Origin of the sequence: Carnimonas nigrificans ATCC BAA-78 (assembly GCF_000526695.1) — a bacterium.
In the GTDB taxonomy this organism is placed as follows: domain Bacteria; phylum Pseudomonadota; class Gammaproteobacteria; order Pseudomonadales; family Halomonadaceae; genus Carnimonas; species Carnimonas nigrificans.
Genome location: NZ_JAGO01000014.1, coordinates 15,734 through 36,885, shown reverse-complemented (window position 1 = coordinate 36,885; position 21,152 = coordinate 15,734). Strand labels below are relative to the sequence as shown.

The 21,152-nt window shown below is 54.1% G+C and carries 23 protein-coding genes; all 23 read right to left on the bottom strand.

Annotated features, from left to right (window positions below; all coding sequences use genetic code 11):
- Nucleotides 1-4: 4 nt before the first annotated feature.
- Complete coding sequence (rplF, locus tag L881_RS0109100; RefSeq protein ID WP_025733391.1) at nt 5-535, bottom strand: 50S ribosomal protein L6; 531 nt, start codon at nt 533-535, stop codon at nt 5-7.
- Nucleotides 536-544: 9 nt separating this feature from the next.
- Complete coding sequence (rpsH, locus tag L881_RS0109095) at nt 545-937, bottom strand: 30S ribosomal protein S8 (protein WP_025733390.1); 393 nt, start codon at nt 935-937, stop codon at nt 545-547.
- Between the two features lie 15 nt (nt 938-952).
- A complete protein-coding gene (gene rpsN / locus L881_RS0109090) occupies nt 953-1,258 on the bottom strand; it encodes a 30S ribosomal protein S14 (RefSeq protein ID WP_025733389.1) in 306 nt (101 codons plus the stop codon).
- A gap of 11 nt (nt 1,259-1,269) precedes the next feature.
- Complete coding sequence (rplE, locus tag L881_RS0109085) at nt 1,270-1,809, bottom strand: 50S ribosomal protein L5 (RefSeq protein WP_025733388.1); 540 nt, start codon at nt 1,807-1,809, stop codon at nt 1,270-1,272.
- Nucleotides 1,810-1,827: 18 nt separating this feature from the next.
- A complete protein-coding gene (rplX, locus tag L881_RS0109080) occupies nt 1,828-2,145 on the bottom strand; it encodes a 50S ribosomal protein L24 (protein WP_025733387.1) in 318 nt (105 codons plus the stop codon).
- A 15-nt stretch (nt 2,146-2,160) separates the two neighbouring features.
- Complete coding sequence (gene rplN, locus L881_RS0109075) at nt 2,161-2,532, bottom strand: 50S ribosomal protein L14 (protein ID WP_025733386.1); 372 nt, start codon at nt 2,530-2,532, stop codon at nt 2,161-2,163.
- Between the two features lie 41 nt (nt 2,533-2,573).
- On the bottom strand, nt 2,574-2,834 hold the full coding sequence (gene rpsQ / locus L881_RS0109070; protein ID WP_025733385.1) for a 30S ribosomal protein S17: 261 nt from the start codon (nt 2,832-2,834) through the stop codon (nt 2,574-2,576).
- Between the two features lies 1 nt (nt 2,835).
- On the bottom strand, nt 2,836-3,027 hold the full coding sequence (gene rpmC / locus L881_RS0109065; protein WP_025733384.1) for a 50S ribosomal protein L29: 192 nt from the start codon (nt 3,025-3,027) through the stop codon (nt 2,836-2,838).
- On the bottom strand, nt 3,027-3,440 hold the full coding sequence (gene rplP / locus L881_RS0109060; protein ID WP_025733383.1) for a 50S ribosomal protein L16: 414 nt from the start codon (nt 3,438-3,440) through the stop codon (nt 3,027-3,029). Before rplP ends, rpmC begins: the two co-directional genes overlap by 1 nt.
- Nucleotides 3,441-3,452: 12 nt before the next feature.
- Entirely contained in the window at nt 3,453-4,157 is a 705-nt protein-coding gene (gene rpsC / locus L881_RS0109055) for a 30S ribosomal protein S3 (RefSeq protein ID WP_025733382.1), read from the bottom strand.
- Between the two features lie 10 nt (nt 4,158-4,167).
- Nucleotides 4,168-4,503 (bottom strand): 50S ribosomal protein L22, encoded by a 336-nt coding sequence (gene rplV, locus L881_RS0109050; protein WP_025733381.1) that lies wholly within the window; start codon nt 4,501-4,503, stop codon nt 4,168-4,170.
- Nucleotides 4,504-4,517: 14 nt separating this feature from the next.
- Entirely contained in the window at nt 4,518-4,793 is a 276-nt protein-coding gene (gene rpsS / locus L881_RS0109045) for a 30S ribosomal protein S19 (RefSeq protein WP_009098993.1), read from the bottom strand.
- Between the two features lie 22 nt (nt 4,794-4,815).
- A complete protein-coding gene (rplB, locus tag L881_RS0109040; RefSeq protein WP_025733380.1) occupies nt 4,816-5,643 on the bottom strand; it encodes a 50S ribosomal protein L2 in 828 nt (275 codons plus the stop codon).
- Between the two features lie 16 nt (nt 5,644-5,659).
- Nucleotides 5,660-5,956, bottom strand: a complete 297-nt coding sequence (gene rplW / locus L881_RS0109035) for a 50S ribosomal protein L23 (RefSeq protein WP_025733379.1) — start codon at nt 5,954-5,956, stop codon at nt 5,660-5,662.
- Nucleotides 5,953-6,561 carry a 50S ribosomal protein L4 gene (gene rplD, locus L881_RS0109030; RefSeq protein ID WP_025733378.1) on the bottom strand — a complete coding sequence of 203 codons (609 nt, stop codon included), beginning with the start codon at nt 6,559-6,561 and terminating at the stop codon, nt 5,953-5,955. Before rplD ends, rplW begins: the two co-directional genes overlap by 4 nt.
- A 13-nt stretch (nt 6,562-6,574) precedes the next feature.
- Nucleotides 6,575-7,213: a 50S ribosomal protein L3 gene (rplC, locus tag L881_RS0109025; RefSeq protein WP_025733377.1), complete on the bottom strand. Its 639-nt coding sequence runs from the start codon at nt 7,211-7,213 to the stop codon at nt 6,575-6,577.
- 151 nt (nt 7,214-7,364) lie between these two features.
- A complete protein-coding gene (gene rpsJ / locus L881_RS0109020) occupies nt 7,365-7,676 on the bottom strand; it encodes a 30S ribosomal protein S10 (RefSeq protein ID WP_025733376.1) in 312 nt (103 codons plus the stop codon).
- A 217-nt stretch (nt 7,677-7,893) separates the two neighbouring features.
- Nucleotides 7,894-9,087: an elongation factor Tu gene (gene tuf / locus L881_RS0109015; protein WP_025733375.1), complete on the bottom strand. Its 1,194-nt coding sequence runs from the start codon at nt 9,085-9,087 to the stop codon at nt 7,894-7,896.
- A gap of 26 nt (nt 9,088-9,113) precedes the next feature.
- Nucleotides 9,114-11,228, bottom strand: a complete 2,115-nt coding sequence (gene fusA / locus L881_RS0109010) for an elongation factor G (protein ID WP_025733374.1) — start codon at nt 11,226-11,228, stop codon at nt 9,114-9,116.
- 81 nt (nt 11,229-11,309) lie between these two features.
- Complete coding sequence (gene rpsG, locus L881_RS0109005; RefSeq protein WP_025733373.1) at nt 11,310-11,783, bottom strand: 30S ribosomal protein S7; 474 nt, start codon at nt 11,781-11,783, stop codon at nt 11,310-11,312.
- 74 nt (nt 11,784-11,857) lie between these two features.
- Entirely contained in the window at nt 11,858-12,232 is a 375-nt protein-coding gene (rpsL, locus tag L881_RS0109000; protein WP_025733372.1) for a 30S ribosomal protein S12, read from the bottom strand.
- Between the two features lie 230 nt (nt 12,233-12,462).
- Nucleotides 12,463-16,671 carry a DNA-directed RNA polymerase subunit beta' gene (gene rpoC, locus L881_RS0108995; RefSeq protein ID WP_025733371.1) on the bottom strand — a complete coding sequence of 1,403 codons (4,209 nt, stop codon included), beginning with the start codon at nt 16,669-16,671 and terminating at the stop codon, nt 12,463-12,465.
- A 108-nt stretch (nt 16,672-16,779) separates the two neighbouring features.
- Nucleotides 16,780-20,856 (bottom strand): DNA-directed RNA polymerase subunit beta, encoded by a 4,077-nt coding sequence (gene rpoB, locus L881_RS0108990; RefSeq protein ID WP_025733370.1) that lies wholly within the window; start codon nt 20,854-20,856, stop codon nt 16,780-16,782.
- Between the last annotated feature and the right edge of the window lie 296 nt (nt 20,857-21,152).

Genomic DNA, 21,152 nt, shown 5'->3' with positions numbered 1-21,152 from the left:
TGCCTTATTTCTTCTTAGCTTCTTTACGGCGAACCTGTTCGTCACCATAACGAACGCCTTTACCCTTATAGGGTTCCGGCGGACGGAAGGCACGAATTTCTGCCGCTACCTGACCGAGCTGCTGCTTGTTCGCACTTTTCAGTACGATAGTGGTGTTTTTCGGCGTTTCAGCCTTAACACCTTCAGGCAGTGAATACTCAATCGGGTGGGAGAAGCCCAGCGTAAGATTGATGGTCTGGCCACTGGCCTGGGCACGATAGCCGACGCCATTGATTTCCAGAGTGCGAGTGAAACCTTCGGTTACACCCAGCACCATGTTATTGACCAGTGCACGTGTTGTTCCCACCATCGCCCAGCTTTTCGCTTGAGCGCTAGGGGCGAAGGTCAGCTGACCTTCTTCCTGGCTGACAACAACGTCAGAGTGAATAGGAGTAGCGAGTTCGCCCTGGGCGCCTTTAACAGACACCTGGTCATCGCTAATGTTCACTTCAACGCCGCTTGGCAGCTTGATTGGGTTCTTGCCAATTCTAGACATTTCTCACTCCTAGAATACGGTGCAGATAACTTCGCCGCCAACGCCAGCTTGACGCGCAGCGCGATCGGTCATCACACCTTTAGAGGTGGAAATGATGGCAACACCAAGACCGTCTGCAACCTTGGGCAAATCGTTCTTGCCCTTGTAGATGCGCAGCGATGGTTTGGAAACACGCTGCAGGTGTTCGATGACCGGCTTGCCTTCGAAGTACTTAAGGGTAACGCTCAGCTGAGGCTGTGCATCTTCGCTAACGCTATAGTCAGCGACATAGCCCTCTTCTTTAAGAACGCGCGCAATTTCAACCTTCACTTTCGAAGAAGGAATGTCGACAGTAGCTTTAGTCGCTTGCTGCGCGTTACGGATACGGGTAAGCATATCCGCCAGAGTGTCTTGCATGCTCATTGAATAGCTCCTCGCTTACCAGCTGGACTTGGTCAAGCCGGGAACGTTACCGTTCATGGCGGCTTCACGCAGCTTGTTACGACCAAGGCCGAACTTGTTGTAGTAGCCATGCGGGCGACCAGTTACGCGGCAGCGGTTACGCTGACGAACGGAACTTGAGTCGCGCGGCAGACTCTGGAGCTTGAGCTGCGCTTCAAACTTTTCTTCGTCTGAAGCATCAACACTCTGGATGATTGCTTTGAGCTCCGCACGACGAGCGGCGTACTTTTCGACCAGCTTCGTGCGTTTGAGCTCACGCTCAACCATGCTTTTCTTAGCCATTATTCCAGCCTTTATTTACGGAACGGGAAGTTCAGGGCGCTCAGGAGCGCGCGACCTTCCTCGTCGCTGTTGGCAGTAGTGGTAACCGTGATGTCGAGACCACGGATCCGGTCGATCTTATCATATTCGATCTCCGGAAAAATGATCTGTTCACGTACGCCCATGGAATAGTTGCCACGACCATCGAAAGATTTCGGATTCAGACCGCGGAAGTCACGTACGCGAGGAATCGCGATGTTGACCAGACGATCCAGGAAATCCCACATACGATCGCTGCGCAGCGTTACCTTAACGCCGATAGGCCACCCTTCACGCACCTTGAAACCAGCAACGGATTTACGTGCTTTGGTGATGATGGGTTTCTGACCTGAAAGCTTTTCCATGTCAGCAGCTGCATGTTCGATCAGCTTTTTATCGCTGGTCGCCTCACCAACACCCATATTCAGGGTAATTTTGGTGACTTTGGGCACCTGCATCACGTTGGTGTAACCGAACTGCTCAGAGAGCTTGGTTACCACCTCGTCTTTGTACTGCTGTTTCAAATTCGCCATTATCTCACCCGACTCGAGTTAGGCGTCGATCTGCTTCTGAGTCGACTTGAAGATACGGACCTTGGTACCGTCATCCTGCAACTGAAAGCCGACGCGGTCTGCCTTGCCGGTTTCCGAGTTGAAGATCGCAACGTTGGACTCATGAATCGGAGCCTCACGTTCAACGATACCCCCCTGCTGGCCGAGCATCGGGTTGGGCTTGGTGTGTCGCTTAATCATGTTCACACCCGCGATGACGAACTTGCCGTCCTTCAGTACACGTTTAACGGTACCGCGTTTGCCCTTATCCTTGCCGGCGATGACGATTACTTCGTCGTCACGTTTGATCTTGCGCATTTTCCGCTCCGCTCCTTACAGCACTTCAGGGGCCAGGGAAATGATCTTCATGAACTTCTCTGAACGAAGTTCACGAGTAACCGGCCCGAAAATACGGGTACCGACGGGCTGTTCGTTGGTGTTGTTCAACAAAACTGCCGCATTTCCATCGAAACGGATCAGCGAGCCGTCGGGGCGACGAACGCCACTGGCGGTACGCACGACCACTGCCTTGAGCACTTGGCCCTTTTTAACACGGCCACGAGGAATTGCTTCCTTGACCGTTACCTTGATGATGTCGCCGATGCGAGCATAACGACGGTGTGAACCGCCGAGCACCTTGATGCACTGCACCCGGCGCGCTCCGCTGTTGTCAGCGACATCCAGCATTGTTTGCGTCTGAATCATCGGTTTTCTCCGAACCTAAACTGACTGCTAAGCGCCAGGCGTTAGCCCTTGGCCTGCTCGATAACTTCAACCAATGACCAGGATTTGTTCTTGGAGATCGGTTTGCCTTCACGAATGGAGACACGATCGCCAGTCCTGGCCTGGTTGGTTTCGTCGTGGGCATGCAGCTTGGTGGAGCGCTTTACATACTTGCCGTAGATCGGGTGACGCTCAGAGCGCTCGACCATCACGACGATGGATTTGTCCATCTTGTCGCTCACCACCTTACCGGTGAGCGTGCGTGCTTGAGATTCCTGTGACATCTTATTCACCTGCCTTCTGCTTAATCACAGTCTTAACGCGAGCAATCTCGCGGCGTGTCTGCTTGAGCAGATGAGTCTGGTTAAGCTGCCCAGTCGTCTTCTGCATACGCAGGTTGAATTGCTCACGAAGAAGCTCAAAAAGCTGTTCGTGGAGCGCTTCAGTCGACTTTTCACGCAGTTCTTGTGCTTTCATCACATCACCGTCCGTTTAACGAAGGTTGTCGCAATGGGCATCTTCTGAGCGGCGAGAGAGAAAGCTTCACGCGCCAGCTCCTCGGATACACCTTCGATCTCGTAAAGGACACGTCCCGGCTGAATCTGGGCAACCCAGTATTCAACTGAACCTTTACCTTTACCCATACGAACCTCAAGAGGTTTTTCAGAGATCGGCTTGTCAGGGAAGACACGGATCCAGATTTTACCGCCACGTTTTACGTGACGAGTGATCGCGCGACGACCTGCTTCGATCTGGCGGGCAGTGAGGCGACCGCGACCAATGGCCTTAAGGCCAAAGTCACCGAAGCTTACGCTTGAGCCGCGCTCTGCCAGGCCGCGGTTGCGACCCTTCTGCTGCTTGCGAAATTTAGTACGCTTTGGCTGTAACATCGACTATTCCCCTTACTTGGAGCCTTTCTTCTTGGGAGCAGCCGGCTGGCTCTGAGACTGCTTGGCTTTCGCCCGCACTTCCTCGATGCCGCCCAGAATTTCTCCCTTGAAGATCCACACTTTGACGCCGATAACGCCGTAGGTGGTGTGCGCTTCGTAGGTGGCGTAGTCGATGTCGGCACGCAGAGTGTGAAGCGGCACACGGCCTTCACGATACCACTCTGTACGCGCGATCTCGGCACCGCCAAGACGTCCTGAAAGCTGGATTTTGATGCCTTTGGCACCAAGGCGCATAGCGTTCTGGACCGCGCGCTTCATAGCACGACGGAACATTACACGACGCTCCAGCTGACCGGCTACGTTTTGCGCAACCAGGCGAGCATCCAGTTCGGGTTTGCGAACTTCTTCGATGTTGACGTGCACAGGCACGCTCATCATCGCAGTAAGGTCGCGGCGCAGACGATCTACGTCTTCACCCTTTTTACCAATCACGATACCCGGACGGGCAGTGTGAATGGTGATACGAGCATTGTTGGCAGGACGTTCGATAACGACACGGCTAACAGATGCATTTTTCAGACGATCCTCGATGAAACTACGAACAGCGAGGTCGTTGTTCAGTTTGTCGGCATATGCGCCGCGCTCTGCGTACCAGACCGAGGAATGGTCCTTGACGACACCGAGGCGAATACCAACTGGATTTACTTTCTGACCCATCGGTCGACTCCTACTTCTCGGCTACCTTGACGGTGATATGGCAGGTGCGCTTCAGAATGCGATCCGCACGGCCCTTGGCACGCGGCTGGATACGTTTGAGCGTCATGCCCTCATCGACATAGATGGTCGAGACACGAAGTTCATCGATGTCCATGCCGTTGTTTTCTTCCGCGTTAGCGATCGCCGATTGCAGTACTTTGCGGACGATAATCGCGCCCTTTTTCGGCGAGAAGCTCAGGATGTCCAGCGCTTCGGCTACCGGTTTACCGCGTACCTGATCGGCGACCAGACGAGCCTTCTGAGCGGACAGGCGAGCGCCGCGCAATTTAGCAGCTACTTCTTCCATTTTTCAGTCCTCTCTTACCGCTTGGCTTTCTTGTCAGCCGCATGACCGCGGTAGGTGCGGGTGGCAGCAAATTCGCCTAGCTTGTGGCCAACCATCTCTTCAGAGACGTGGACCGGTACATGCTGGCGACCGTTATGGACGGCGATGGTGAGTCCTACCATGTTAGGCAGGATCATCGAACGACGCGACCAGGTTTTGATCGGTTTGCGGTCGTTCTTTTCCACAGCCGCCTCAACCTTCTTCAAAAGATGAAGGTCAATAAAAGGACCTTTCTTAAGTGAACGTGGCACAGCCGTTACCCCTTAAATTCTGTTACTTAGCCTTGCGGCGACGAACGATGAGTTTGTCGGTGCGCTTATTCTTGCGAGTTTTGTAACCCTTGGTTGGCATACCCCAGGGTGATACCGGATGACGACCACCGCTAGAGCGACCTTCACCACCACCATGCGGGTGATCAACAGGGTTCATCGCAGCACCACGAACGGTAGGACGAACGCCTCTCCAGCGCTTCGCACCAGCTTTACCAAGCTGACGCAGGCTGTGTTCGGAGTTACCTACTTCGCCGAGGGTGGCACGACACTCGGAAAGCACACGACGCATTTCGCCGGAACGCAGACGAATGGTTGCGTAGTTACCTTCACGGGCAACGAGCTGAGCACTTGCACCAGCACTACGTACGAGCTGCGCGCCTTTGCCAGGCTTCAGTTCGATACAATGGATGGTAGAACCCACCGGAATGTTACGAAGCGGCAAAGAGTTACCAGCACGAATCGCAGCATTAACGCCAGATTCGAGACGATCGCCCTCTTTCACATTCCGTGGTGCGATGATGTAGCGACGCTCACCATCCACGTACTTCAGCAGTGCAATGTTGGCACTACGGTTAGGATCGTATTCCAGGCGTTCAACAATTGCCGGAATGCCGTCCTTGGTACGTTTGAAATCAATCAAACGATAATGCTGACGCTGTCCACCACCAACGTGACGGGTGGTAATGCGGCCGTTGTTATTACGACCACCAGAGCGTTTCTGTACTTCTACCAGCGAGTCAACCGGGCGACCTTTGTACAGGTCAGGGTTGACGACCTTCACCAGATGGCGACGGCCGGCGGAAGTAGGTTTAGTCTTGACTACTGCCATGATCCGTTCTCCTGCCTCACTCGTTACCAGTGAAGTCTTCGAGGGTCTCGCCAGCGGCCAGAGTCACATAGGCTTTGCGATAGCCGCTGCGGAAACCTTCGCCACGAGCTGTACGCTTGGCCTTGCCTTTGACATTCAGTACCTGGACACCAGCTACCTTTTTATCAAAGAGAGCCTCTACCGCTTTCTTGATCTCGAGCTTGGTTGCGTCTGATGAGACTTTGAACACGTACTGATTATTCTCAGCAGCGATCGCAGCTTTCTCAGTCATGTGCGGGCCAAGCAGCACTTTGAATACGCGTTCCTGGTTCATCCCAGCTTCTCCTCAAACTTGCGCAGAGCAGGAACGGTCACCAACACCTTATCGAAGGCTACAAGGCTGACCGGATCAACTCCGGCAACGTCAACAACTGCAACGTTAGGAATATTGCGAGCAGCGAGATAAAGGTTTTCGTCTACTTCTTCAGAGACGATAAGCACCTTTTCCAGGCCCAGCTCATTCAGCTTGGTCGCCAGCTGTTTGGTTTTCGGGGAATCAACACCGAAATCGTTAACAGCTACCAGACGCTCCTGACGGAGCAGCTCGGAAAGGATGGAACGCATCGCAGCGCGATACATTTTGCGGTTAACCTTCTGGGAGTGGTCCTGCGGACGCGCCGCGAAGGTTACGCCACCACTGCGCCACAGCGGAGAACGGATGGTACCGGCACGAGCACGACCGGACCCTTTCTGACGCCATGGTTTTTTACCACCACCACTAACGTCCGAACGGGTTTTCTGCGCACGAGAACCCTGACGAGCACTTGCCAGATAGGCAGTGACGACCTGGTGTACGAGCGACTCGTTAAAATCCTTGCCGAAGGTAGCGTCGGAAAGTTCGACGGCTTCAGCGTTGGCACCCACTAGATTCAAATTCATCGGTACTTACCCCTCAGCGAGCTTTGACAGCGCTGCGCACGATCACTTGGCTGCCGGTTGCACCGGGAACAGCGCCTTTGACCAACAGCAGGTTGCGTTCAGCATCAATGCGTACCACTTCAAGGCTCTGAACGGTAGTACGGGCGTTACCCATCTGACCGGCCATTTTCTTGCCTTTGAATACGCGGCCCGGAGTCTGGCACATACCAATTGAGCCAGGAGCACGATGCGAGAGGGAGTTACCGTGGGTAGCATCCTGGGTACTAAAGTTCCAGCGTTTAACACCACCCTGGAAGCCCTTACCCTTGGAAGTGCCGGTCACGTCAATCTTCTGACCAGCTTCAAAGAGGGATACAGTGAACTCGCCGCCGACCTGAGGATCTTCTTCACCTTCAGAAAGGCGGAATTCCACAAGACCACGACCAGCTTCAACACCTGCCTTGGCGAACTGACCAGCAGCAGCCTTGGACAAATGTTTAGCCTTACGCGCACCAGAAGTCACCTGCACGGCACGATAGCCGTCAGATTCCAGCGTTTTTACGCTGGTGATGCGGTTTGGCTCAACTTCAATGACGGTTACGGGCACGGATGCACCATCTTCGGTGAAGACACGGGTCATACCGCTCTTCTTACCGACTAAACCGATCGCCATGTTCAGTCTCCTATAGTGTACGGGGCTATCACCCGCTATGGCTGCCCTTTCCAGAGCATTCCACTAGCACATTGTGTGGCGTCTCGCGACGCGGCGGTCTACTTATATACGTTTCCGTCAACGTAGTCCGCAAGTGACTAGTGAGGGTTAATCAATCAACCTTGATTTGGACGTCAACGCCCGCGGCAAGATCTAGTTTCATAAGCGCGTCAACTGTCTTTTCAGTTGGCTCAACGATGTCGAGAACACGCTTGTGGGTGCGAATTTCGTACTGATCACGCGCATCTTTGTTGACGTGCGGAGAAATCAGAACGGTATAACGCTCCCGGTTTGTCGGCAGCGGAATCGGACCGCGCACTTGCGCACCGGTACGCTTGGCTGTATCGACGATTTCCTGCGCAGACTGATCGATCAAACGATGATCGAACGCCTTAAGCCGAATGCGAATTTTCTGGTTCTGCATTTACCTAGACTCCAATGGGCTTACCCGCCCAACCGAATGTTGCGGGACGCCTGTGACCGGACGGCGCGAGCCATCCACTCACGCTTGAAAGGATGCGCATTATAGAGCCCCTAGTTTAGGGAGTCAAATGCACTCTCCACGATACCGAAACAAGGACATTAAAAAGGGGCCTCAAAGGCCCCTTATGTTCCGCCAAAATAATCAGCGGCTAAATGTCTTACTCGACGATTTTGGCTACAACACCAGCACCAACGGTACGACCACCTTCGCGGATAGCGAAGCGCAGGCCGTCTTCCATGGCAACAGGTGCGATCAGGGTAACAACCATTTTAACGTTGTCGCCCGGCATAACCATTTCTACGCCTTCAGGCAGTTCACAAGTACCAGTTACGTCAGTGGTACGGAAGTAGAACTGAGGACGGTAGCCTTTGAAGAAAGGAGTATGACGACCACCTTCTTCTTTGGACAGGATGTACACCTCAGTTTCAAACTTGGTGTGAGGAGTGATAGAGCCCGGCTTGGCCAGAACCTGACCACGCTCTACGTCATCACGCTTGGTACCACGCAGCAGTGCACCAACGTTCTCGCCCGCACGACCTTCGTCGAGCAGTTTACGGAACATTTCAACACCGGTAACGGTAGTTTTAACGGTGTCGCGCAGACCAACGATTTCAACTTCTTCGCCAGTTTTAACGATACCGCGCTCAACACGACCGGTAACAACGGTACCACGACCAGAGATCGAGAATACGTCTTCGATAGGCATCAGGAACGGCTGGTCAATAGCACGCTCCGGCTCAGGGATGTAGTCATCCAGAGCTTTGATCAGGTTGGTAACGGCGGTAGTACCCATGCCGTTATCATCCTTGCCTTCGAGCGCCATCAGTGCAGAACCGATGATGATCGGAGTGTCGTCACCAGGGAACTCGTATTCGTTCAGAAGTTCACGAACTTCCATTTCAACGAGTTCGAGGAGTTCTTCATCATCAACCATGTCCGCTTTGTTCAGGAACACAACGATGTAAGGAACGCCAACCTGACGAGACAGCAGGATGTGCTCGCGAGTCTGGGGCATGGGGCCGTCAGCTGCAGAAACCACCAGGATAGCGCCGTCCATCTGGGCAGCACCGGTGATCATGTTTTTGACGTAGTCAGCGTGCCCAGGGCAGTCAACGTGCGCGTAGTGACGCTCGTTGGACTGATATTCCACGTGTGCAGACGCGATGGTGATACCACGTTCACGCTCTTCAGGAGCGTTGTCGATAGTATCGAACTGGCGCCAGTCGCCACCGAATTGTTCGGCAGAAACGCGAGTCAGCGCCGCAGTCAGAGTAGTTTTACCGTGGTCAACGTGACCGATAGTACCAACGTTGACGTGCGGTTTTGAACGATCGAATTTTTCCTTAGCCACTGCTATAACCTCGTTTGAGCTATGGGTTATTTCTGATTGATGACGGCTTCGACGACGCTGGACGGCGCCTCATCATACTTCGCAAACTCCATGGAGTAGCTTGCGCGGCCCTGGGTCTGCGAGCGCAGGTCGGTCGCGTAACCGAACATCTCACCCAGCGGCACCATTGCACGAATGATTTTACCAGAAGAAGAATCATCCATGCCCTGCACCAGGCCACGGCGGCGGTTCAAATCGCCCATCACGTCGCCCATGAAGTCTTCCGGTGTTACCACTTCGACGCGCATGATCGGCTCGAGCAATACCGCTCCGGCCTTGCGTGCCCCTTCCTTGATTGCCATTGAGGAGGCGATCTTAAAGGCATTTTCGTTAGAGTCAACATCATGGTAAGACCCATCATACAGGGTTACCTTGACGTCGATCATCGGATAGCCCGCGATAACACCATTTTTTAGCTGCTCGTAAGCGCCTTTCTCAACTGCCGGCACGTATTCCTTGGGAACCACACCACCCACGATTTCGGAAGTGAACTTGAAGCTCATTTCTTCATCATCGCCTTTGTCTTCGGCGGTTAGCGGCTCGATACGCAGGTAAACGTGACCAAACTGACCACGACCACCCGACTGACGAACGAACTTGCCTTCTTGCTCAACACTGGAGCGGATGGTCTCACGGTAAGCCACCTGCGGTTTACCGATGTTGGCTTCAACCTTGAACTCACGTTTCATACGGTCAACGATGATGTCAAGGTGCAGCTCACCCATACCAGAGATGATGGTCTGGCCGGTCTCTTCATCAGTCTGAACACGGAAAGAAGGATCTTCCTGCGCAAGCTTACCAAGCGCAATACCCATTTTTTCCTGGTCAGCCTTGGACTTCGGCTCAACCGCCACCGCAATTACGGGCTCCGGGAACTCCATGCGCTCGAGGATAATCTTGCTATCCTGATCACACAGCGTATCACCGGTAGTAACGTCTTTCAGACCGATACATGCCGCAATATCACCAGCGAGAACTTCTTTGATCTCTTCACGCGAGTTGGAGTGCATCTGAACGATACGACCAACGCGCTCGCGCTTCTGCTTCACGGAGTTGAACACGGTATCACCGGAGTTCAACACGCCAGAGTAAACACGAATAAAGGTCAGAGTACCAACGAAAGGATCCGTCGCGATTTTGAATGCAAGCGCAGCGAAGGGTGCACTGTCATCCGCTTCACGAGTTTCGATCTCACCGTTTTCTTCCAGCTCACCTTCGATCGCTTTAACTTCGGTCGGAGCCGGAAGGTAGTCGATAACGGCGTCAAGTACGGCCTGAACACCTTTGTTCTTGAACGCAGAACCACAGGTAACCAGGACAATTTCGTTATCGAGCGTACGACGGCGCAGGCCAGCCTTAATCTCTTCAGCCGAGAGTTCACCTTCTTCAAGGTACTTCTCCATCAGCTCTTCAGAGGCTTCGGCAGCCGCTTCCATCATCTCTTCGCGATATTTCTCGGCAGTTTCCTGCAGTTCCGCCGGAATATCAACGAGGTCATAGGTAAGACCACGATCTTCTTCGTTCCAGAGAATAGCCTTCATCTGGATCAGGTCTACTACGCCTTTAAAGTCGTCTTCCGCGCCCCAGTTAATCTGGATCGGAACAACGTTCGCATTAAGGCGATCCTTCAGCTGGTCAAGCACCATGAAGAAGTCAGCACCCGCACGGTCCATCTTGTTGACGAACACCATACGAGGAACTTCATACTTGTTGGCCTGACGCCAAACGGTTTCAGTCTGCGGCTGTACGCCTGAAGAACCGCACAGTACCACTACCGCGCCATCAAGCACTCGCAGGGAACGCTCAACTTCAACCGTGAAGTCAACGTGCCCAGGAGTATCAATGATGTTGATGCGGTGCTCATCAAACTGCTGGTTCATACCTTTCCAGAAGGTAGTAACAGCAGCAGAAGTGATAGTGATACCACGCTCCTGCTCCTGCTCCATCCAGTCAGTTGTGGCCGCACCGTCGTGTACTTCACCGATCTTGTGAGACAAGCCGGTGTAGAAAAGCACACGTTCGGTAGTCGTGGTTTTGCCCGCATCAACGTGCGCGACAATCCCGATGTTGCGATAACGCTTAAGGGGTGTCTTGCGTGCCACGATATTCGTTCCTATTGGTTGGAAACTAGGCCGTCCATGGATCAGGCTGCTGCCGCGAAACCGGCAGCAGCCCAAATCCCATTAGAAGCGGTAGTGAGAGAATGCTTTGTTGGCTTCTGCCATGCGATGCACGTCTTCACGCTTCTTGACCGCCGCACCTTTACCTTCTGAGGCGTCGAGAATTTCGCCAGCAAGACGCTGTTCCATGGTCTTTTCGCCACGCGAACGCGCAGCATCTACCAGCCAGCGCATCGCCAGAGCCTGACGACGAGAAGGACGTACTTCTACTGGTACCTGGTAGGTAGCACCACCAACACGACGAGATTTAACCTCAACCATCGGCTGGATTGTTTCCAGCGCTTTGTCGAATACATCAAGCGGCTCGGCATTATTGGAGCGAGAGGCAACACGGTCGAGCGCACCGTAAACGATACGTTCGGCCACGGATTTCTTGCCGCTGATCATCAGATGGTTCATGAACTTGGCCAGGTGCTCACTTCCAAACTTGGGATCTGGAAGAATCTCGCGCTTGGCGGCAATGCGACGTCTAGGCATGATAAGCCCTCTAGTTAAGGGTCCTTCAGGTAAACCTGACCATTCTGGCCAGCCTTACTCTTATCAGACAAAAATTAAGATTTAGGACGCTTGGTTCCGTATTTGGAACGGCCCTGCTTACGGTTCTGAACACCAGAGGTATCCAGCGCACCGCGTACTGTGTGATAACGCACACCCGGCAAATCCTTTACACGACCGCCGCGAATCAGCACGACAGAGTGTTCCTGCAGGTTGTGGCCTTCACCGCCAATGTACGAAGTAACTTCGTAGCCGTTGGTCAGACGCACACGACAAACCTTACGCAGCGCTGAGTTTGGCTTTTTAGGGGTGGTGGTATATACGCGGGTACAAACGCCGCGTTTCTGGGGACATGCCTGCAACGCCGGCACGTCGCTTTTCACGACGGGGCGCTTGCGCGGCTTGCGCACCAGCTGGTTTACAGTTGCCATTAATCTCACTCCAAATGAGTATGCCTATTACAGCAGTAAACCAAATTGGTTTGACTGCTTTACTACAATGTTTGCTGCTTCACATGTGTCACAGCAATTAGCGGGAGTACAGATACACTACTCCCGCTAATAAAGGATGCGAATTCTAGGGCGTACTTACCCCTAACGTCAAGCCCGAGCAGGGAGTTTACCCTGCCACAGGCATTGACGGCTCACCGCAAGGAGACGAATCAATCGTCTTCTGCATCCAGTGCGGTAAGCTGTTCGCCCAGCTGCTGCTCGATATCATCGGCAGTCAGCTGACTGTCAGGATGGTTGCCAGACAAGCGACGGCGACGCTCGTTGTGGTAAGCCAGGCCAGTACCCGCAGGAATCAGGCGCCCTACTACAACGTTCTCTTTCAGGCCGCGCAGGTAATCGCTCTTGCCGGTTACCGAGGCTTCGGTCAACACTCGCGTGGTTTCCTGGAAGGAAGCCGCGGAGATGAACGATTCGGTAGCCAGCGATGCCTTGGTGATACCCAGCAGAACACGCTCGTATTTGGCCGGGAACTTGTTCGCGGCGGCAAGACGTTCGTTTTCTGCCAGCACCGTCACAAGTTCCACCTGGTCACCCGGGATCAGCTGGCTGTCACCTGCATCCAGAATTTCTACCTTGCGCAGCATCTGACGAACGATAACCTCAATGTGCTTATCGTTGATCGGAACGCCCTGCAAACGGTATACGTCCTGAATTTCAGTGGTAACGTATTTGGCCAGCTCTGCCACGCCCAGCAAACGCAGAATGTCGTGCGGGTTACTGGGGCCGTCCGAGATCACCTCACCCTTCTCAACGTTTTCACCTTCGAACACGCTGATCTGACGCCATTTCGGAATCAGGGTTTCGAAAGGATCACCGTCGTCAGGTGTGATGGTCAAACGGCGCTTGCCCTTGGTCTCTTTACCGAACGAGACGGTACCAGAGATTTCAGCCAGGATGGACGGCTCTTTCGGCTTACGCGCCTCGAAGAGATCGGCCACGCGCGGCAGACCACCGGTGATGTCCTTGTTACCAGACGCTTCTACCGGAATACGTGCTACCACACCACCGACTTCGAGATGTTCGCCGCTATCGACCGACACGATCGCATTACCCGGCAGCATGTACTGCACCGGCGTATTGGAACCTGGCAGCGTTACGTGCTCACCCTTCTCATCGACCAGCATTACCATAGGACGCTTGTCGCGACCGGAGCTGGGGCGGTTACCCGCTTCGATAATCTCGATGGAGCTAAGGCCCGTCATCTCGTCAACCGTGCGGTGCATGGTGACGCCTTCTTCCATTTCGGAGAACTGGACGCTACCTGCCACCTCGGCAATGATCGGATGCGTGTGCGGATCCCAGCGAGCAACGCTTTGACCAGCTTCAACGGTGTCACCATCGCGTACGCTCAGCTCGGCGCCATAAGGCAGCTTGTAGTGCTCACGCTCACGACCGCTTTCATCGGTCACGATCAGGGCACTGGAGCGCGATACAACGATCAGCTTGCCGTCTGCACGATCAACCGACTTCATGTTCTGCAGGCGAATGATACCGCCATGCTTGACCTGAACAGAGTCAACGGCAGAAGAACGCGATGCCGCACCACCGATGTGGAAGGTACGCATGGTCAGCTGAGTACCAGGCTCACCGATTGACTGCGCTGCGATAACACCGACGGACTCGCCAACGTTAACGCGATGTCCGCGCGCCAGGTCACGGCCATAGCACATGGAGCAAACACCGTGCTTGCTTTCACAGCTAATGGTACTGCGCACGACGATCTCATCGACGCCCATGCTGTCAAAGTCAGCACAAACTGCTTCGTCGAGAAGCGTGTTACGCGGAATTACCACGTCGCCGTTAGTGTTCACAACATCCTTGGCAGTCACACGTCCCAGCACACGTTCGGCCAGAGATACCAGCACGTCACCACCTTCGATGACGGGGTTCATGACCAGACCTTCTTCGGTGCCACAGTCGTTCTCGGTAACGACAACGTCCTGGGCAACGTCTACCAGGCGACGTGTCAGGTAACCGGAGTTGGCCGTTTTAAGCGCCGTATCCGCCAGACCTTTACGAGCACCGTGGGTAGAGATGAAGTACTGCAGTACGTTCAAGCCTTCACGGAAGTTGGCAACGATAGGTGTCTCGATGATCGAGCCATCCGGCTTGGCCATCAGTCCGCGCATACCTGCCAGCTGACGAATCTGCGTCGCACTACCACGGGCACCGGAGTCAGCCATGATGAAGACCGAGTTGAACGATTCCTGCTCAACTTCATTACCTTCACGGTCAACGACGGTTTCCTTGGAAATACCCGCCATCATCGCTTTGGTGACCTTGTCGTTGGCCTTGGACCAAATATCGATGACCTTGTTGTATTTCTCGCCCGCAGTCACGAGACCAGAGGAGAACTGATCCTCAATCTCTTTAACTTCCTGCTCGGCGGCATCAACGATGGAGGCTTTCGAGTCAGGAATAACGAAGTCGTTAACCCCGATCGAAGAACCAGACCAGGTCGCCATGCGGTAACCGGTATACATCAGCTGGTCAGCGAGAATAACGGTTTCCTTGAGACCAACGGTACGGTACGCCGTGTTGATCAGCTGAGAAATCGCCTTCTTCTTCATCGACTTGTCGACGTTTTCAAACGCCATGCCTTTGGGAAGAACCGCGAACAGCATCGCACGACCTACAGTAGTGTCGCGAAGCGTTGTCTGTGCAGTGAACTCACCGCTTTCCTCGTCACGCAGCCACTCGGTGATGCGGATTTTCACACGTGCGTGAATCGCCACATTCTGAGTCTGGAACGCGCGCTCGGCTTCAGCCAGGTTAGAGAAGGCCATGCCTTCGCCCTTGGCATTGATTTTCTCGCGGGTCATGTAATAAAGACCCAATACAACGTCCTGAGAAGGCACGATGATCGGATCACCGCTCGCCGGGGACAGCACGTTGTTGGTCGACATCATCAATGCGCGCGCTTCGAGCTGGGCTTCCAGCGTCAGCGGCACGTGTACCGCCATCTGGTCACCGTCAAAGTCAGCGTTATACGCCGCACACACCAATGGGTGCAGACGAATCGCCTTGCCTTCGATCAGCAGCGGTTCAAACGCCTGAATGCCGAGACGGTGAAGCGTAGGAGCACGGTTAAGCATAACCGGGTGCTCACGGATCACGTCCGCCAGGATGTCCCAGACTTCCGGCACTTCACGCTCAACCATTTTCTTGGCCGCTTTAATGGTCGATGCCTGACCATTTTGCTGCAGCTTCGAATAGATGAATGGCTTGAACAGCTCCAGGGCCATTTTCTTTGGCAGACCGCACTGGTGAAGACGCAGGTACGGGCCAACGGTGATTACCGAACGACCGGAGTAATCCACGCGCTTACCAAGCAGGTTCTGACGGAAGCGACCCTGTTTACCCTTGATCATATCGGCCAGGGATTTGAGAGGACGCTTGTTGGAACCAGTGATCGCACGACCGCGACGACCGTTGTCGAGCAGCGCATCGACCGATTCCTGCAGCATACGCTTCTCGTTACGCACGATGATATCGGGCGCATTGAGGTCAAGCAGACGCTTCAGGCGGTTATTACGGTTAATAACGCGACGATACAGGTCGTTGAGATCGGAAGTCGCAAAGCGGCCGCCGTCCAGCGGCACCAACGGACGCAGGTCCGGCGGCAGCACTGGCAGCACTTCCATAATCATCCACTCTGGGCTATTGCCAGACTTGTGGAAGGATTCGATCAGCTTCAGACGCTTGGAGAGCTTTTTGACCTTGGTTTCGGAGTTGGTCTGCGGAATCTCTTCACGCAGCCGTTCAATCTCTTCATCAAGCTCAATTTCTGCCAGCAGCGCCTTAATCGCTTCCGCGCCCATACGCGCGTCGAAATCGTCACCGAACTCTTCGAGCGCTTCGAAATACTGCTCATCGTTGAGCAGCTGACCTTTCTCAAGCGTGGTCATGCCAGGCTCGATCACTACGAAGGACTCGAAATAGAGCACGCGCTCAATATCACGCAGGGTCATATCAAGCAGCAGACCAATACGGCTAGGCAGCGACTTGAGGAACCAGATATGCGCGACGGGAGCGGCCAGTTCGATATGCCCCATGCGCTCACGGCGTACAGAGGCTTTTGTTACTTCGACACCACATTTTTCACAAATGATGCCGCGATGCTTCATGCGTTTGTATTTGCCGCACAAGCACTCGTAATCCTTTACCGGGCCAAAGATCTTGGCACAGAACAAACCATCACGCTCCGGCTTGAATGTCCGGTAGTTGATGGTCTCAGGCTTTTTAACCTCTCCATAGGACCAGGAACGGATCATATCCGGTGAGGCGAGCGAGATCTTGATCGAGTCAAACTCTTCAGACTGCCCCTGTGATTTGAGTACTTTCACCAAATCTTTCATTAGGTCGGCTCCACCGCGGAGTTTTCATGGGCAGGCCCGGGCAGCATTGCTGCTCCAGACCTGCGGACCATAAGATTAAAGGTCATCAATCAGGCGAGTGCTGTGCACTCAGGATTCCAGCTCGATATCAATACCCAGCGAGCGAATCTCCTTGACCAACACGTTGAAGGACTCGGGCATGCCGGCCTGCATGGTGTGATCGCCATCGACGATGCTCTTGTACATTTTCGTCCTGCCTTCAACATCGTCGGACTTGACGGTGAGCATTTCCTGCAGGGTATAGGCAGCGCCATAAGCCTCAAGAGCCCACACTTCCATCTCACCGAAACGCTGACCACCGAACTGCGCCTTACCGCCCAACGGCTGCTGGGTAACCAGCGAGTAAGAGCCGGTAGAACGGGCGTGCATTTTGTCGTCAACCAGGTGGTTCAACTTCAGCATGTACATGTAGCCAACGGTAACGGGACGATCAAACGCCTCACCAGTACAGCCGTCATACAAGGTAACCTGACCGGATTCCGGCAAGTCGGCGAGTTTAAGAAGACCTTTGATCTCGCGCTCTTCTGCACCGTCGAACACTGGCGTTGCCAGCGGCACGCCCTTGCGCAGGTTATTGGCGAGCGTAATCAGCTCTTCTTCATTGAGTTCATCAAGATCTTCCTGACGACCACCCGACTTGTTATAGACCTCTTCGAGGAATGCACGAACCTCTGTGAGCTGCTGCCCACGCGCATCCTTGAGCATACGGTCGATTTTTGCACCGAGACCAAATGCCGCCATCCCCAGGTGAGTCTCAAGAATCTGACCCACGTTCATACGGGATGGTACGCCCAACGGGTTAAGCACGAAGTCAACCGGCACACCATTTTCGTCAAATGGCATATCTTCGACCGGTTTGATCGCCGAGATAACACCCTTGTTACCGTGACGACCCGCCATTTTGTCGCCCGGCTGGATACGACGTTTGACCGCCAGATACACCTTGACGATGCGGAGCATGCCCGGAGAGAGATCATCGCCCTGAGTCAGCTTGCGTTTCTTGTCTTCGAAACGCTCATCCATTTCCTTGCGACGGTTCTCGAGCTGCTCACTGGCCTGGGCCAGCAGTTCGTTCAGAGAATCGTCCTGCAAGCGCAGGTTGAACCACTGCTCGCGAGGAAGCTCATCGAGATAGGCTTCATCAAGCGTATCTTCTTTCTTGAGCCGTGGACCGCCATTGACCTTCTGTCCAGCCAGAGAGCTGCGCAGACGTTCAAAGGTAGCGTTCTCGGCAATACGATACGTCTCCTGAAGATCCTTGCGGACTTCATCAAGCTGGGACTTCTCGATAGCCAGCGCGCGTTCATCCTTCTCTACACCATCGCGAGTGAACGTCTGAACGTCGATAACAGTACCGCGCATACCGGTAGAAGCACGCAGCGACGTATCTTTAACGTCAGAAGCCTTCTCACCGAAGATCGCACGCAGCAGCTTTTCCTCTGGTGTCAGCTGGGTCTCACCCTTCGGCGTTACCTTACCAACCAGAATGTCGCCCGGATTGATCTCGGCACCGATGTAAACAATGCCGGACTCATCCAGCTTGTTGAGCGCAGCCTCACCCACATTAGGAATATCCGCGGTAATTTCCTCGGCACCCAATTTGGTATCACGAGAAACGCAGGTCAGTTCCTGAATGTGAATCGTGGTGAAACGGTCTTCCTGAACCACGCGCTCCGAGATCAGCATGGAGTCTTCGTAGTTGTAGCCATTCCACGGCATGAAGGCGATGCGCATATTCTGACCCAACGCCAACTCGCCAGAGTCTACCGACGTGCCGTCTGCCAGAATATCGCCGCGCGCTACCTGATCCCCAGGACGCACAACAGGACGCTGGTTCTGACAGGTGTTCTGGTTGGAGCGGACATATTTAGTCAGGTTGTAGATATCTACACCTGCTTCACCGCCCGTCAGCTCGTCTTCGTTGACACGAATGACCACACGAGTCGCGTCAACTGAGTCAACCTTGCCGCCGCGACGTGCAACCGCACATACGCCGGAGTCACGCGCCACGAATTTTTCCATGCCGGTGCCCACAAGCGGCTTGTCAGCACGCAGTGTGGGAACCGCCTGACGCTGCATGTTCGAACCCATCAGGGCGCGGTTGGCGTCATCATGTTCAAGGAACGGAATAAGCGCCGCTGCAACAGAGACCACCTGACGGGGAGACACGTCCATCAGTGTCACTTTTTCAGGTGACATGAAGGTAGTTTCACCACGGTGACGAACCTGTACCAGGTCATCTACCAATCGGCCATTTTCATCGACGGCTGCCGATGCCTGTGCCACCACGAAGTCACCTTCTTCAATGGCAGAGAGCTGCACCACTTCGTCGGTTACCTGACGATCAACCACCTTGCGATACGGCGTTTCAAGGAAACCGTAGCTATTGGTGTGAGCGTAGGTAGCCAGCGAGTTAATCAGACCGATGTTCGGACCTTCAGGGGTTTCGATCGGGCACAGACGACCATAGTGGGTCGCGTGTACGTCTCGAACCTCGAAGCCAGCGCGTTCACGCGTCAGACCACCTGGGCCCAGAGCAGAAACACGACGCTTGTGAGTTACCTCAGAGAGCGGGTTGTTCTGGTCCATGAACTGGGAGAGCTGGCTTGAACCGAAGAACTCTTTAACCGCAGCGGCCACCGGCTTGGCATTGATCAGGTCCTGAGGCATCAGACCTTCACTTTCCGCCATGGAGAGACGCTCACGGACAGCACGCTCAACGCGCACCAATCCAACGCGGAACTGGTTCTCAGCCATCTCGCCGACGCTACGAATACGACGGTTGCCAAGGTGGTCAATATCATCGACATCACCGAAGCCGTTACGGATGTTGATCAGCTCACGCAGTACATCAAGGATGTCTTCGTGGGCCAGCACACCGGAACCGGTATCGCTTTCGCGACGCAGGCGACGGTTGAACTTCATGCGACCAACGCCAGAAAGATCGTAACGGTCAGCCGAGAAGAACAGATTATTGAACAGCGACTCGGCAGCTTCCTTGGTGGGCGGCTCGCCAGGACGCATCATGCGGTAGATTTCGACCAGCGCTTCCAGCTGAGAGTTGGTCGGATCAACACGCAGAGTGTCCGAGATGAAGGAGCCGGCATCCAGGTCGTTGGTATACAGCGTTTCGAAAGAGGTAATACCCGCAACACCAATGGCTTCGACCAGCTCACCGGTAAGCTCGGCATTACACTCGCAGATCAACTCGCCTGTTTTGGGGTTAACCTGATCTTTCGCCAGTGTTCTGCCAACGATGTACTCAAGCGGCACTGCAAGCTGTTCGATGCCGGCCTTTTCCAACTGACGAATGTGTTTCTGGGTAATGCGGCGACCTTCTTCAACAATGACCTTGCCGTCCTTGTCGGTGATTTCGAAGGAAGCCGTTTCCCCACGCATGCGCGAGGGAACCAATTCAATCTTGAAGCCAGACTTGTCAATATGGAAAGTGCTGGTCTCAAAGAAGGTATCGAGAATTTCTTCACCGCTCATACCCAGCGCACGCAACAGAACCGTTGCGGGCAGCTTGCGGCGGCGGTCGATACGCACAAAAACGTTATCGCGCGGATCAAACTCGAAGTCGAGCCATGAACCGCGATAGGGAATGATACGAGCAGAGTAAAGCAGTTTGCCTGAAGAGTGGCTCTTGCCCTTATCGTGATCGAAAAACACACCAGGACTGCGGTGCAGCTGGGATACGATCACTCGTTCGGTACCATTGATGATGAAGGTACCGTTCTCTGTCATCAGGGGGATTTCCCCCATGTACACTTCCTGCTCCTTGATATCCTTGACCGCTTTGTTGGAAGACTCACGATCATAGATAATCAGGCGAACCTTCACACGCAGCGGCGCCGCGAAGGTTACACCTCGAAGCTGACATTCCTTGACATCAAACGCAGGAGTACCAAAGCGATAGCTGACATACTCAAGCGCTGCATTGCCTGAAAAACTCTCGATCGGGAAGACGGAGTTAAAGGCAGCATGCAAGCCAGTGTCGAGGCGTTCGCCAGACGGTCTATCCTGCTGGAGAAAGTCATAATAGGAATCAAGCTGAATGGCCAAAAGGTAAGGCACATCCATCACTTGGGGCAATTTGCCGAAATCCTTGCGGATGCGTTTTTTCTCAGTGTATGAGTAAGCCATCAATATTCCCCAGCTTGTTCACCGAAAGTGACCGGCATGGTCGGCACGCAGTGACGGGCGGCCCCGCCAGGCGCCAACGGCAAGCCCACCTGGCTCGCCGTTGAAAATTCGTTCGGACAACACTTTCGCGTGAAATGAAGTCCGTTTGACAACTCGCCAATGTTAGCGAGTAGTTACCACCACATACCTGAACATAAAATAACAACTTCAGGTGGTAACGGAAAAAGGCCGGCGGCGGGAAACCGCCACCAGCCGAGCACGCTGACCGATCAGGACGCGTGCATTACTACGCCCGC